We start from the raw sequence: 12,768 nt of genomic DNA, 5'->3' as shown, positions 1-12,768 counted from the left end.
CTGTTTTAATTAATAATTTCAGTTTAATATTTTCTGAAAATTGATTTTTCTCCGTTATAGTTTAATTGCAAAGCCGTAGATGATAGTTTTTCCACCTGAAATTTTCTGCTACCATTGTCCCAACCAAGATAGCGGTTATAAGCTATTTTCGAGGTATACTCGGGCAACAGAGTAATCGAAATATCATCTCCCTGATAAACGTAATTCCCAAAATAGGTTTCAAACTTTCCATCCGGAAGCACACAAATGGCCGAAAATGAACCGTCCATAAAATTATAAAACACACTATCTTCCCGCTGCACTATTCCATTTGTATGAACATACTCTCTAAGCTGCCATTTGTTTTCCAAACGACAATTATCATCATTACATGCTGCACTTAAAGTTATCAACAGCGTAAAAAAGAATATGTTCAGCACCTTCCTCATGCTTCAGTTTTTTTATAGGATATTGTACCAGTAGCTTGATTTGTTGGCATTATCAATATCTCGGCAAGCTGAATATGTGCAGGAGCAGAAGCCGCAAAATAAATTGTTTCAGCCACATCGTCTCCTGTCAAAGGTTTAATACCTTTATAAAAATTATCAGCCTTTACTTTATCTCCCCTGAAACGAACAACCGAAAAATTAGTTTCAACCATTCCCGGCTTAATATTCGTAACCCGCAAAGGTGTATCTACCAAGTCAATTCGCAATCCATCAGACAACGCTTTAACCGCAGCTTTAGTTGCACAATAAACACTTCCTCCGGGATAAGCAGCATCACCTGCAATAGAGCCAATGTTGATTATGTGTCCTCTGCCGCGTTCCACCATTCCAGGGGTAACTAATCTGGTCATTGAGAGCAACCCACGGATATTAGTATCAATCATCACATCCCACTCATCCAGGTCTCCTTGAAATTCTTTATCTACCCCAAAAACAAGTCCTGCATTATTGATTAGCACATCAATTGCTTTCCATTTGCCTTTCAGAGATGACAATGCTTCAATCACGGCATTCCTGTCGCGAACATCAAACACCAAAGGAAGCACTTCAATTCCATACTTCTTCTCCAACTCACTCTTTAACTGGAGCACTTTTTCCTCGTTGCGTCCGTTAAGTATTATATCAGACCCTTTTGAGGCGAACTTCCGTGCACACCCCTCTCCTATACCACTAGTCGATCCGGTTATAAAGATAATTCTATTTTTCATTTCTACCTATTTATATATAAGTTATTTCTTACCTTGCACCCGTTCGAATTTAGAAGTTTTCATAGTTGTCTTTAATCTTACGGACGGACGAAAATTTATATTTTTCACTCTAACCGATTGTCCTCTAATATCTTCACTATCCAAAACGGTTCGCGACTCGGCAGAAACAGAAAAAGTCCCCAGCTCATCAATACTAACATTATAGCCATCCTGGAGCTTATCTTCAATGGCCTGCGCAAGAGCCTCGATGGCCGCTTTCATATCAGCTACATTCAGAGAACACTTTTCAGAAATCACCTTACACAACTCCCGTGTATCAATAGTGCCTTTGGTAACTACTTGTGCATAGAATCCTTGTTTAGGGGTCCTACTAATATTATCGCGCATGGGCGTTAATCTGTACTGAATGCTCATATAAACTAATTATTTTAGTGAATACTTCAAAGATATTAAATGAAATGGTCTAGCTCTTTTTTATAAAAGGTTTAGAGCATTTTAAAATTAATACTAGACTATTTTATAAAAAGAAGTAGAGCAAATATATTATATCTAAAAATATTATAAATTAAGTTGTAGGTTAAATTATCTTAACGATTTAATAATTATCCGATAGAGCCGAATGCTTTAGCGTATCTTTGCCTTATAAATACACATCAGCCGCGAGGCTATTTCAATTTTATTAAATGACATTTGAACAATTAGACTTAATAGCACCTATTTTAAAGGCGTTACAAAAAGAGGGATATACATCTCCTACTCCTATCCAAGAACAATCCATTCCAATCGTACTTCAAGGCAAAGATTTGTTAGGCTGTGCACAGACCGGAACAGGTAAAACTGCAGCTTTCTCAATTCCAATTCTGCAAAAGTTATATAAATCGGAAAAAAACAAAGGAATCAAAGCACTGGTTCTTACGCCCACACGTGAACTAGCTATTCAGATCGACGAAAGCTTTACGTCTTATGGGCGATTTACCGGTGTGAGGCACACCGTTATATTTGGAGGTGTTCCCCAAAAACCTCAAACTGACGCTTTGAAAAGAGGAATCGATGTATTGATTGCTACTCCGGGAAGATTGCTTGATTTGATAAATCAGGGATTTATTTCATTAAAAAGTCTGGAATATTTTGTTCTCGATGAAGCAGACCGAATGCTCGACATGGGTTTTATTCACGATATAAAAAGAATATTACCATTACTGCCTAAAACAAGACAAACGCTTTTTTTCTCGGCAACTATGCCGCCTGAAATATCGAAATTGGCAAGTACTATTTTGTCAAAACCAGAGAAAGTCGAAGTCACTCCGGTTTCTTCAACTGCAGAAGTTATTCAGCAGAGTGTATACTTCGTAGGTAAAAGCGACAAGAAAAAACTGCTGATTCATTTGTTAAAGAATCCCGCGATTGAATCGGTTCTTGTCTTTACACGCACCAAACATGGAGCAGACAAACTGGCCAAATTATTGATAAAAGAGGGTATAGAAGCCGCTGCAATTCATGGGAATAAATCGCAGAATGCACGGCAACGAGCCCTAACAACGTTTAAAGATCATACCCTACGTGTACTGATTGCTACAGACATTGCAGCCCGTGGGATAGACGTTGATTTGTTGTCTCACGTAATAAACTACGAACTTCCAAATGTTCCTGAAACTTATGTTCACCGTATTGGCCGTACAGGTAGAGCAGGGAACGAAGGAATAGCAATCTCTTTCTGCGAACCGGAAGAATTGCCGTATTTAAAAGATATTCAAAAGTTAACCGGACAATCAATTCCCGTTGTAAACAATCATCCTTTTATCTCAACTGAAACAACTGTGGCCATCGGGGAGAAAAAAGAAGAGATGAAAGCCAAAGCAAAAGAAAATAAAAAATATAGGGGCAATAAAGGCAATGGTGATTTCTGGAGAAGACAAAAAGTGAATTCAAATAAAGATAAGAAATAATTTTTTGCTTTCAATAAAACTTTATAGTAGATATAGTTGTTTAAACTGAAGAAAACTTATCTAAACTTATACTAGACAAGTCATAAAACCACATTAAAAAACAATATCTATGAAGAATTTAAGTGTTATTGCTGCCTTATTAGGCGGTGCAGCCATTGGAGCTGCATTGGGTTTATTATTTGCTCCGGAAAAAGGTGAAGACACAAGGAACAAAATCGCTGAAATACTTCGTAAGAAAGGCATTAAACTGAGCCGCAGCGAAATGAATACACTTGTTGATGAAATTGCTTCAGAAATGAGTGTTGAGGGTTCCGAATAATTAAAAAACAAGTCACCATGTCCACAGATAAAAATACGATAGATAATATCAGACAATTGATTGCTGAGATCAAAGAGTACGTAACATTACAAAAAGATTACGCCAAATTGCAGCTAGTGGAAAAATTAACGATTCTGCTTTCTACACTAATAATGATCTTTATTCTGATTATCTTGGGTATGGTGACTTTATTTTATTTACTCTTTTCTCTGGCTTATCTTCTCGAGCCATTGGTTGGAGGACTAGCTCTAAGTTTCTGTATTATAGCTGGCATCACTATATTAATCATCATTTGCCTTGTAGTATTTCGCAATAAACTGATTGCCAATCCATTGGTTCGATTCCTAACAAATCTTTTCATTCAAGATTTAAATAAATAACAAATGAAAATAACTCCCTATACATCAACCGAGCAAAAAATAACACTAGAAGAAATTATTCAGAAAAGAATTGAAACCAAACAGAATATAATTCTTCAAAAAGAGAAAATATCTGAAATATCTTCAGATATTTTCACTCCTATTATTCATGCTACTTCCGGGAAATCTTTTTTAAATCATTTTACAACTGGTATAAATGTTGTCAATGGAATATTTTTAGGTTTTAAATTAATCACTAAATTCCGCAAGTTCTTCCACAAAAAATAGATATTTTTGTACTATGAAATTAAACCTCAGACAATCAATAATATCTAAATTTTGATAAACATTAAAATAAAACAGCATGAAACCAAAAATGTATCTTTTGGCATTCATCGTTTTTGCCGGATTGATATTCGTGCAAACTGAATGTCGTGCACAATCAAAAACAGCTAAGTATGTCTTCTTTTTTATTGGAGATGGAATGGGAGTAAATCAGGTAAATGGAACTGAAATGTTCATTGCTGAGAAAGAAGGAAAAATCGGAGTATCTCCGTTAAATTTCTCTAGGTTCCCGTATACCACCTTTGCATCAACTTACTCGGTATATAACTCGGTAACTTGTTCGGCTGCTGCCGGAACAGCTCTTGCTACAGGAGTAAAGACCAAAAATGGAACCATTGGAATGGACAGTTTAAGAAAATCTTCTCTTTATAGCGTAGCAGTAAAAGCAAAAAAAGCAGGAAAAAAAGTGGGGATTACTACCAGCGTAAGCATTGACCATGCAACACCTGCATGTTTTTATGCACATCAGCCAGATAGAAATATGTATTACGAAATAGCAACCGATCTTCCAAAAACCGGATTTGACTTTTATGCAGGTGCAGGTTTTTTAAAACCTCAAAATTCAAAAGATAAAAATGCACCAAGCATCTATACATTATTTAAAGAATCCAATTATACAATAGCTAAAGGATACGAGGATTTTAAAGCGAAAAGCTCAAAAGTCTCCAAAATGATACTGATGCAAAAAGACGGCTCCAACATGTCGAACATCCCTTATGCAATTGACAGAAAACCAGGCGACCTTACACTGAGTCAGATTACCGAAAGTGCAATAAGCTTTTTGAATAAAGATAATAAAAAAGGTTTTTTCTTAATGGTAGAAGGTGGAATGATTGACTGGGCTTCTCATAGTAATGATGCTGCAACCGCTTTTAATGAAGTAAAAGATATGGCTGATGCAGTGCAAATTGCATACAATTTCTATCTGAAACATCCCAATGAAACACTTATTGTGATCACTGCGGACCATGAAACAGGAGGAATTGCATTGGGAACCGGGAAATACGAATTAAATTTAAAAGCACTAGCCAACCAGAAGGTTTCGCAGGTAGGACTCTCGGCTAAAATTAATCAATTGAGAAAAGAAAAGCAAAACAATGTAACTTGGAATGACATTAAGGATTTACTCAAGGAGTATATGGGTTTCTGGGAGAAAGTAAACTTAACTGATGCACAGGAGCAGCTACTAAAAGAAGAATATATTCGTTCCTTCCTAGCAAAAGACGTAAAACTGACACAGAGTGAATATTTTAAAGATGAGCCGATGGCTGCGCTCGCTAAAAAGATCCTCAACGATATCGCAATGGTGGGCTGGACAAGCGGTGGACACTCGGCTGGATATGTTCCGGTATATGCAATAGGTGCAGGAGCTGAGCTTTTCTCTGGAAAATTAGAAAACACAGATATACCAAAGAAAATAGCACAGGCGGCTAAATATTAAGCAACTGATTTGAAATAAGAAAAGAAGAGAGAAACCAATCAACTGGTTCCTCTCTTCTTTTTTGTATGCTATATACTATACGTACGTCTCAAGTAACTTAGCGTTTCCATCAGGTATAATGGTAATATCCATCGTTGAAGCAGGCAACAAAACTGTTTCGCCAGCCTGAAGCTGAACTTCATTCCCTTCATTGTCAATCACCTTACAACTACCTTCTAAACCAATTAATACAACAAAAGAGTCTAGTTCAGAATAATCACACGAAATTGTTTCGGTCATATCATAAAGAGAAGTAGTAAAATAAGGACAGGCAACTAATTCTACAGGTTCATCTTTCACCTGCTCGTAATGAGTGCGGTAGTCATCGAACACCTCATAATCAATAGCATCCTTAGCTAATTCAGTATGTAATTCTCTGGTTTTACCGTTAGAATCTTTTCTATCAAAATCGAAGATGCGATATGTGATATCAGATGTTTGCTGAATTTCCGCAATAAAGGCTCCCGCACCAATACTATGAATACGGCCGGCAGGAAGAAAAAATACATCACCTTTACTTATAGGATACTCCTGTAATACTTCGGTGATTGTAGAATTCATTATTCTTTCCTTATATTCCTTGGGAGTGATTTCTTGGGAGAAACCGGAACGAAGTTTTGCTCCAGGATCGGCATCAACAACGTACCACATCTCTGTTTTCCCCATCGAATTGTGACGTTTCTTTGCCAGCACATCGGAAGGATGAACCTGAATCGAAAGATCTTGTTTTGCATCAATGAATTTAACTAATAAAGGGAATGTAGAATTAAAGCGAGCATAATTGCTCTCTCCTACCAACTCTGCACGAAACCTTCTTACCAACTGCCCCAAGGTCATCCCTTTGAATTCACCGTTAATAACTTCAGATTCGTTGTCTGCCACGCCAGAAAGTTCCCAGCTCTCACCAACATTAGGCATCTCTTCAGATAGATGCTTGAAAGGAATAATTTTATCACCACCCCATATTGTTTGTTTAAGGATGGGTTTAAACTTGAATGGATACATTTTTATGTTATATAAATGGGTTATACGCAACAAACATACAAAAATATTAATTTTACACCAATTTTAGGATACAATTAATTTATGAAAACATCATTTATTTAAATAATTAATCTCAGTATACAATTTTACATATCTACATTTCAACGCTTGTAATTTTTTAGTATTACTGATACTTCTTTATTCACAAGAAAAGATCATTTATCAAAAGAAAAGCCATAAGCCTACAAAAAAAATATTTTTAAAAACCTAGAATTGAGAGTTGGTTGTGAGATTATATAGGAACAAAAAGCCAAAAAAAATATGGACATTCCTTAATCGACTATAAATTATTTTGCGATTCAGAGAGATCAATGATTTTTTTCATGAATATATCGTCCTGAAATCGGTTCTTCAAGCCAAGCAAGATTAAAGCGATAATGCAATCTACTGGTAAGTAGATGAATCACATTGTCTGGTGTTTGGGTCGCGGCCAGATACCCACGAGGCTCTGCGTGAGTAGCATCCATTTCAAAGAATTGTGTCCATCCACCACCGTTCAAAAAGCGATAATTACAATCGGTAATCAACTTTTTCACCGGCCAAGTTTTCCCTTCATCATAAGAAAGTGCAGCATACATGCCATAACCTCTGTATTCTTTCCCCTCATCATCTTTAAAAATTATCCCTCGTTCATTCTTGGGAGTTCTCAAGGGATGGTCCGTAAATGAGACCAACAGAATCGGACCTTCGTTTAGTCGCTTAAGTATCAATCGCTGTCCGCCATCAATTGGAGGAAATTCCGAAGCGAAATAACGCCAACTCTTTCCCATATTATCAGAGATACTCATCGGCATTCGCAACTGTCCTGTTGAATCCGGAATATTATTATTTCTGCCAAATGCCAACAATTTTCCATCTTTAAGTTGAACTATCCCTGCATGAATACCGGCAATTGATCCACCCATATCACTCCAGTTTTCTCCTCCATCCCTACTCACATGAATTGCTGTACTATCTTGTCCGCCAGGACCTGCATCGCAAAGCTGGATGAGCCATCCCTCTTTCGTCTTTATTGTTCCGGCAATCACCTGATGACGTTTGGCATGTTCAGATGCTATAATGCGTGGATAGCTCCAAGTTTTTCCGTTGTCTTTACTAATACGTTGTATCATAATTAAGTTCTGCCAGTCACCCGAGGCCTCTACCCCATTAAGATGATAAAGAGTTCCGCATCCATCATTCAACAACGCAGAGCCAGTCATATTCCTATCAGGAACCTTAAAAAATAAAGAAGCAGGCTCCCATTCTTTCGCCCCGGCACGCAATCGAGAAGTTAAAACCACCATTTCTCGTCCGTTCTCATTATCTGCAGTGAACCAGATAGCTAATAAGTCACCATTATCACACCAGGTGATTGCTGGCTGATGATTGTGTTTATAAAAAGGTGTTTGAGAAGAACAATCCGGTTGAATTACAAAAGGGATCGGGGGTATAAACAGTGACGGCGAACTCTTTCTTTTCCAAGAAATCATCTTTTGTGAAATTTGCTGATTACTCAAAACGAATGGTTCCATTGTCTGAGGTTTGCCTTTTGGATAATCAGCCTGAACAACTCTGAATCCAGTTTGAGCATGCTTATCTTCAGGAATCATAGCCATGCGGTTGCTACTACGCAAAAACTTCTCGGGAGTATTATGACTTCCACCCCGAGTAACACGAAAACACCCATTACTTTGCCCCACAGGATCCATCTGCTTTTCTGAAGAATAAGGACCATACCAATCCTGGCACCATTCTTCCACATTACCATGCATATCATAAAGACCAAATGTATTTGGAGGCGTTTGAGCTACCTTTAAAGAAACTGGAGCATAATTTCTCACGACTCTCTGGTTCTTTTGATAATTCGAGGGAAGTTCATCTCCCATAGAAAAAGGATAATAGCTACCGGCACGGCATGCATATTCCCATTCTGCCTCAGTGGGCAGACGATATATTTTACCTTCTTTCCGGCTTAGCCATTCACAAAAAGCAACAGCATCGTAATAACTCACAAAGATAACTGCTTCATCATCTTCTTTAGAAAGTCCATTCTTACCACGAAGTGCACGGTGTTCAGGACAAAAAGCCTCATATTGAGCATTGGTCACCTCTGTTTTCCCCATCTTGAATGAGGAGGTCAGCACCACTTGATGAATAGGTGCCTCATCAAAATCCTCACCCTCCGCGGCTCCTCCCATATAAAATACTCCAGCTGGGATCGTTACCAACGGAATTACCTCTTCTGATTGTCCCATCATAGAAACGGGAAAAAGAAAGGTGCCTAATAAATAGGCAACTACTTTTTGAATGTTTTTCATATCAATCTGACATATATAGACAAATATATACATTGAACACTGAAAAAAGAAAAAGTCCTGCAGAATTTATTCCTGCAGGACTTTAAAATATTGCGGTGCGTACGGGACTCGAACCCGTGACCCCATGCGTGACAGGCATGTATTCTAACCAACTGAACTAACGCACCAATTTCTTTCGTTGCTTTCTCTCTCGATTGCGGTTGCAAAGGTAGATATTAATTTTGAATTTGCAAGCATTTCTGTTAAATTTTGGCGAAAAAAAATAGCATTACACCATCTTATCCGTTCCTGTAAATACTGATTTATATTTATCCGATTATGAATTTATCTTTCCATCATTATCTACAAGCTTAAAATTAAAGCACTTATCAACACAAAGAACAATACACCTCCTTGCCGAAAAGATACACTTAAAGTAATATGAAGAAATTTATAAACGTACTAAGTAGAAATAAAAAAAAGTCCTGCAGATAACTTCTACAGAACTTTTATACTGCGGTGCGTACGGGACTCGAACCCGTGACCCCATGCGTGACAGGCATGTATTCTAACCAACTGAACTAACGCACCAGAATTCTTTTATCGCTATCTCCCTCGATTGCGGATGCAAAGGTAGACATTTATTTCATACTTGCAAATAGTTGTTGAAAAAAAGCTGATTTAAATTATAAATTGTTCATGAAGATGTCTCTTTTCTATGTACTATGTGACAATCAATAAGATTTAAATTAAACTTCTTGCTATAATAATTCATATTTTGGCAATAATTCGTTATTTTTGCGAACTCATACAGGCAATTAATGATATATTAGGATGAAAGAAAATAAAAATACCGCAAAGTTATTGCTCCACTGCCCGGATCAGCCAGGGATTCTTGCTGCAGTAACCAATTTCATTACCATAAATAAAGGAAATATTGTTTATCTGGATCAACATGTAGATCGTTCTGAAGATATTTTCTTTATGAGAATAGAATGGGAACTTGACGATTTCTTGATTCCTAGAGAAAAAATAGAAGATTATTTCGAGACTCTTTACGGCCAAAAATATAGCATGAGTTTCCGTTTGTACTTTTCTGACATCAAACCTCGCATGGCTATCTTTGTTTCAAAGATGTCTCATTGCCTCTTCGATATGCTTGCCCGTTACACTAATGGCGAATGGGATGTGGAGATTCCACTTATTGTAAGTAATCACCCAGATTTGCAACATGTTGCCGAAAAATTCGGAATTCCGTTCTATCTATTTCCCATTACCAAAGAAAATAAAATGGAACAAGAGGCTAAAGAAATGGAATTACTGGCAAAGCACAAAATTAATTTCATCGTGCTGGCAAGATATATGCAAGTGATCTCAGAAAATATGATTAGTAAATATCCTGATCGTATCATTAATATTCACCACTCTTTCCTTCCGGCTTTTGTTGGTGCAAAACCTTATCATGCAGCCTTCGAAAGAGGAGTTAAGATTATTGGTGCAACAAGTCACTATGTAACTACAGAACTGGATGCAGGTCCGATTATTGAGCAAGATGTAGTTCGCATCACTCATAAGGATACTGTTGAGGATTTGGTAAACAAAGGAAAAGACCTAGAAAAAATTGTTCTTTCAAGAGCAGTCCAGAAACACATCGAGCGTAAAGTCCTGGCTTACAAAAACAAGACTGTAATTTTCAGCTAATAAAAATGAATATAGCTATCGTAAAATATAATGCAGGAAACATCTACTCGGTTGATTACGCTTTACGTCGTTTAGGGGTAAATGCTATTGTAACCGCAGAAAAAGATGCATTAATGCAAGCCGACAAGGTTATCTTCCCCGGAGTTGGCGAAGCTGCCACAACCATGCAGTACCTCAAGGAATCGGGACTGGATAAGCTAATTGTTGATTTAAAACAACCTGTGCTGGGCATTTGCCTGGGAATGCAGCTCATGTGCAATTACTCGGAAGAGGGTGAGGTTGACTGCCTAAACATCTTCCCCACCCCTGTAAAGCGCTTCGTTCCAACTAAACACGAAGACAAGGTGCCTCACATGGGATGGAATACAATTGGCGATTTAAAAGGAGACCTTTTCAAAGGATTCACAAAGGATGAATTTGTATACTTTGTACACAGCTTCTATGTACCAACAAACGAATTTACTGTGGCTACAACAAATTACATCCAGCCATTCAGCGCGGCACTCCAGAAAGACAATTTCTATGCAACTCAGTTCCATCCGGAAAAGAGCGGAAAAGTTGGAGAGCGCATATTAGAAAACTTCATCAACTTACCACTATAATAATAGTAGAAAATGATTGAAATTATTCCTGCAATAGATATTATCGAAGGGAAATGCGTCAGACTGTCCAAAGGTGACTATGACAGCAAGAAAGTATATAATGAGAATCCGCTGGAGGTTGCAAAGGAATTTGAAGCAGCCGGCATCAGACGACTTCATGTGGTAGACCTGGATGGTGCGAAATCTCATCATATAGTAAACTACCGTATCCTGGAGAAGATTGCAACGTCTACATCTCTGGTTATCGATTTTGGCGGCGGCATTAAAAGTGACGAGGATTTAAAAATCGCATTTGAAAGCGGAGCACAAATGATTACCGGAGGAAGCATCGCAGTAAAGGAGCCGGAAATCTTCACCCAATGGATTGAACGTTACGGAAGCGAGAAGATTATTCTTGGAGCCGATGTAAAAAACAAAAAAATTGCAGTCAATGGATGGAAAGAAGGAACAGAAGTGGACCTAATGCCATTCCTTGGAAATTACATTGAAAAAGGTATCAAAAAGGTTATCTGCACAGACATTGAATGCGATGGCATGCTGCAGGGACCGTCAATCGGGCTTTATCAGGAAATCCTGGAAGAGTATCCTTCCACCTACCTGATTGCAAGCGGTGGTGTCAGCAATATAGACGACATTATCAAACTGGATGAAGCAAAAGTTCCGGCTGTTATTTTCGGCAAAGCCCTCTACGAAGGGAGAATACAACTGAAGGACCTGAAGATTTTTTTATAAAACAACAAAGATGTTAGCAAAAAGAATAATACCTTGCCTGGATATAAAAAACGGAACAACCGTAAAGGGCACCAACTTTGTTAATTTACGGGAAGCGGGCGACCCGGTGGAACTTGGACGTGCCTACAGCGAACAAGGAGCCGATGAGCTTGTATTTCTAGATATTACAGCCAGTCACGAAGGTCGTAAAACATTTACAGACCTTGTAAAAAGGGTTGCTGCAAACATCAGCATTCCTTTCACTGTGGGTGGAGGAATTAATGAGTTGCAGGATGTAGATCGCTTGTTAAACGCAGGAGCTGACAAGGTTTCCATCAACTCATCAGCTATCCGTAACCCGCAATTGATAAATGATATCGCCAAACATTTCGGTTCTCAGGTATGTGTTGTGGCAATCGACGCAAAACAAGAAAACAATCTTTGGAAATGCTACTTGAACGGAGGACGGATTGAAACAGACAAAGAGCTTATTTCATGGGCAAAAGAAGCTGCCGATCGTGGTGCCGGCGAAATCTTGTTCACCAGTATGAATCATGACGGTGTGAAGAATGGATATGCAAATGAAACCCTTGCTCTTCTCTCCGAATCATTACCCATCCCGATCATCGCATCAGGTGGAGCAGGAAAAATGGAACACTTTAAAGACACTTTCACTCAAGGAAAATCGGATGCGGCATTGGCGGCAAGCGTTTTTCATTTCGGAGAAATCAAAATTTCCGAATTAAAAGAGTATCTTTGCGCACAAGGAATAGTAGTCAGGAAATGA

14 protein-coding genes and 2 tRNA genes are annotated in these 12,768 nt (G+C 38.1%); 9 read left to right on the top strand and 7 right to left on the bottom strand.

Annotated features, from left to right (window positions below):
- Window positions 1–23: 23 nt before the first annotated feature.
- Genes ABWU87_RS02985 through ABWU87_RS02975 form a run of 3 tightly spaced genes read right to left on the bottom strand, consistent with a single transcriptional unit; the run spans window position 24 to window position 1,609 of the window.
- Window positions 24–428 (bottom strand): lipocalin-like domain-containing protein, encoded by a 405-nt coding sequence (locus ABWU87_RS02985; RefSeq protein WP_353333137.1) that lies wholly within the window; start codon window positions 426–428, stop codon window positions 24–26.
- Window positions 425–1,195, bottom strand: coding sequence for an SDR family NAD(P)-dependent oxidoreductase (locus tag ABWU87_RS02980; RefSeq protein WP_353333135.1), 771 nt, complete (start codon window positions 1,193–1,195; stop codon window positions 425–427). Before ABWU87_RS02980 ends, ABWU87_RS02985 begins: the two co-directional genes overlap by 4 nt.
- 21 nt (window positions 1,196–1,216) lie before the next feature.
- Complete coding sequence (locus tag ABWU87_RS02975; protein ID WP_353333133.1) at window positions 1,217–1,609, bottom strand: HU family DNA-binding protein; 393 nt, start codon at window positions 1,607–1,609, stop codon at window positions 1,217–1,219.
- Window positions 1,610–1,878: 269 nt separating this feature from the next.
- On the opposite strand from ABWU87_RS02975, the gene ABWU87_RS02970 reads away from it, so the two are divergent.
- The 5 genes from ABWU87_RS02970 (at window position 1,879) to ABWU87_RS02950 (ending at window position 5,605) form a co-directional block, all read left to right on the top strand.
- Window positions 1,879–3,141, top strand: a complete 1,263-nt coding sequence (locus ABWU87_RS02970; RefSeq protein WP_353333131.1) for a DEAD/DEAH box helicase — start codon at window positions 1,879–1,881, stop codon at window positions 3,139–3,141.
- 109 nt (window positions 3,142–3,250) lie between these two features.
- Window positions 3,251–3,460: a YtxH domain-containing protein gene (locus tag ABWU87_RS02965; protein ID WP_353333130.1), complete on the top strand. Its 210-nt coding sequence runs from the start codon at window positions 3,251–3,253 to the stop codon at window positions 3,458–3,460.
- A 17-nt stretch (window positions 3,461–3,477) separates the two neighbouring features.
- A complete protein-coding gene (locus tag ABWU87_RS02960) occupies window positions 3,478–3,840 on the top strand; it encodes a phage holin family protein (protein WP_353333128.1) in 363 nt (120 codons plus the stop codon).
- A gap of 3 nt (window positions 3,841–3,843) precedes the next feature.
- Window positions 3,844–4,107: a hypothetical protein gene (locus tag ABWU87_RS02955; protein WP_353333126.1), complete on the top strand. Its 264-nt coding sequence runs from the start codon at window positions 3,844–3,846 to the stop codon at window positions 4,105–4,107.
- 76 nt (window positions 4,108–4,183) lie between these two features.
- Entirely contained in the window at window positions 4,184–5,605 is a 1,422-nt protein-coding gene (locus ABWU87_RS02950) for an alkaline phosphatase (RefSeq protein ID WP_353333124.1), read from the top strand.
- Between the two features lie 75 nt (window positions 5,606–5,680).
- On the opposite strand, the gene ABWU87_RS02945 is transcribed toward ABWU87_RS02950, so the two are convergent.
- The 4 genes from ABWU87_RS02945 to ABWU87_RS02930 form a co-directional block, all read right to left on the bottom strand.
- The gene (locus ABWU87_RS02945; protein ID WP_353333122.1) at window positions 5,681–6,649 is read right to left on the bottom strand and encodes a type I phosphomannose isomerase catalytic subunit; all 969 of its coding nucleotides are present in this window, start codon (window positions 6,647–6,649) and stop codon (window positions 5,681–5,683) included.
- A 347-nt stretch (window positions 6,650–6,996) separates the two neighbouring features.
- A complete protein-coding gene (locus ABWU87_RS02940) occupies window positions 6,997–8,988 on the bottom strand; it encodes an SUMF1/EgtB/PvdO family nonheme iron enzyme (protein ID WP_434533900.1) in 1,992 nt (663 codons plus the stop codon).
- A 93-nt stretch (window positions 8,989–9,081) separates the two neighbouring features.
- Window positions 9,082–9,155, bottom strand: a tRNA-Asp gene (locus tag ABWU87_RS02935).
- Between the two features lie 329 nt (window positions 9,156–9,484).
- Window positions 9,485–9,558, bottom strand: a tRNA-Asp gene (locus ABWU87_RS02930).
- Between the two features lie 243 nt (window positions 9,559–9,801).
- On the opposite strand from ABWU87_RS02930, the gene purU reads away from it, so the two are divergent.
- The 4 genes from purU to hisF are packed head-to-tail and all read left to right on the top strand — an operon-like array spanning window position 9,802 to window position 12,768.
- The gene (purU, locus tag ABWU87_RS02925; RefSeq protein WP_353333120.1) at window positions 9,802–10,668 is read left to right on the top strand and encodes a formyltetrahydrofolate deformylase; all 867 of its coding nucleotides are present in this window, start codon (window positions 9,802–9,804) and stop codon (window positions 10,666–10,668) included.
- Window positions 10,669–10,673: 5 nt separating this feature from the next.
- Window positions 10,674–11,270 carry an imidazole glycerol phosphate synthase subunit HisH gene (hisH, locus tag ABWU87_RS02920; protein ID WP_353333118.1) on the top strand — a complete coding sequence of 199 codons (597 nt, stop codon included), beginning with the start codon at window positions 10,674–10,676 and terminating at the stop codon, window positions 11,268–11,270.
- A 12-nt stretch (window positions 11,271–11,282) separates the two neighbouring features.
- The gene (gene hisA / locus ABWU87_RS02915; protein WP_353333116.1) at window positions 11,283–12,002 is read left to right on the top strand and encodes a 1-(5-phosphoribosyl)-5-[(5-phosphoribosylamino)methylideneamino]imidazole-4-carboxamide isomerase; all 720 of its coding nucleotides are present in this window, start codon (window positions 11,283–11,285) and stop codon (window positions 12,000–12,002) included.
- A gap of 10 nt (window positions 12,003–12,012) precedes the next feature.
- Entirely contained in the window at window positions 12,013–12,768 is a 756-nt protein-coding gene (hisF, locus tag ABWU87_RS02910) for an imidazole glycerol phosphate synthase subunit HisF (RefSeq protein ID WP_353333114.1), read from the top strand.

This window comes from Bacteroides sedimenti, from assembly GCF_040365225.1.
In the GTDB taxonomy this organism is placed as follows: Bacteria; Bacteroidota; Bacteroidia; order Bacteroidales; family Bacteroidaceae; genus Bacteroides; species Bacteroides sedimenti.
The sequence above is the reverse complement of the archived record's forward strand: the minus strand, read 5'-3'. Positions and strand labels throughout refer to the sequence as shown.

Bases quoted from the DNA above. Each gene is read 5' to 3' on its own strand.
- ABWU87_RS02985 (WP_353333137.1), bottom strand. From the start codon at position 428: ATGAGGAAGGTGCTGAACATATTCTTTTTTACGCTGTTGATAACTTTA.
- ABWU87_RS02980 (WP_353333135.1), bottom strand. From the start codon at position 1,195: ATGAAAAATAGAATTATCTTTATAACCGGATCGACTAGTGGTATAGGA.
- ABWU87_RS02975 (WP_353333133.1), bottom strand. From the start codon at position 1,609: ATGAGCATTCAGTACAGATTAACGCCCATGCGCGATAATATTAGTAGG.
- ABWU87_RS02970 (WP_353333131.1), top strand. From the start codon at position 1,879: ATGACATTTGAACAATTAGACTTAATAGCACCTATTTTAAAGGCGTTA.
- ABWU87_RS02965 (WP_353333130.1), top strand. From the start codon at position 3,251: ATGAAGAATTTAAGTGTTATTGCTGCCTTATTAGGCGGTGCAGCCATT.
- ABWU87_RS02960 (WP_353333128.1), top strand. From the start codon at position 3,478: ATGTCCACAGATAAAAATACGATAGATAATATCAGACAATTGATTGCT.
- ABWU87_RS02955 (WP_353333126.1), top strand. From the start codon at position 3,844: ATGAAAATAACTCCCTATACATCAACCGAGCAAAAAATAACACTAGAA.
- ABWU87_RS02950 (WP_353333124.1), top strand. From the start codon at position 4,184: ATGAAACCAAAAATGTATCTTTTGGCATTCATCGTTTTTGCCGGATTG.
- ABWU87_RS02945 (WP_353333122.1), bottom strand. From the start codon at position 6,649: ATGTATCCATTCAAGTTTAAACCCATCCTTAAACAAACAATATGGGGT.
- ABWU87_RS02940 (WP_434533900.1), bottom strand. From the start codon at position 8,988: ATGAAAAACATTCAAAAAGTAGTTGCCTATTTATTAGGCACCTTTCTT.
- purU (WP_353333120.1), top strand. From the start codon at position 9,802: ATGAAAGAAAATAAAAATACCGCAAAGTTATTGCTCCACTGCCCGGAT.
- hisH (WP_353333118.1), top strand. From the start codon at position 10,674: ATGAATATAGCTATCGTAAAATATAATGCAGGAAACATCTACTCGGTT.
- hisA (WP_353333116.1), top strand. From the start codon at position 11,283: ATGATTGAAATTATTCCTGCAATAGATATTATCGAAGGGAAATGCGTC.
- hisF (WP_353333114.1), top strand. From the start codon at position 12,013: ATGTTAGCAAAAAGAATAATACCTTGCCTGGATATAAAAAACGGAACA.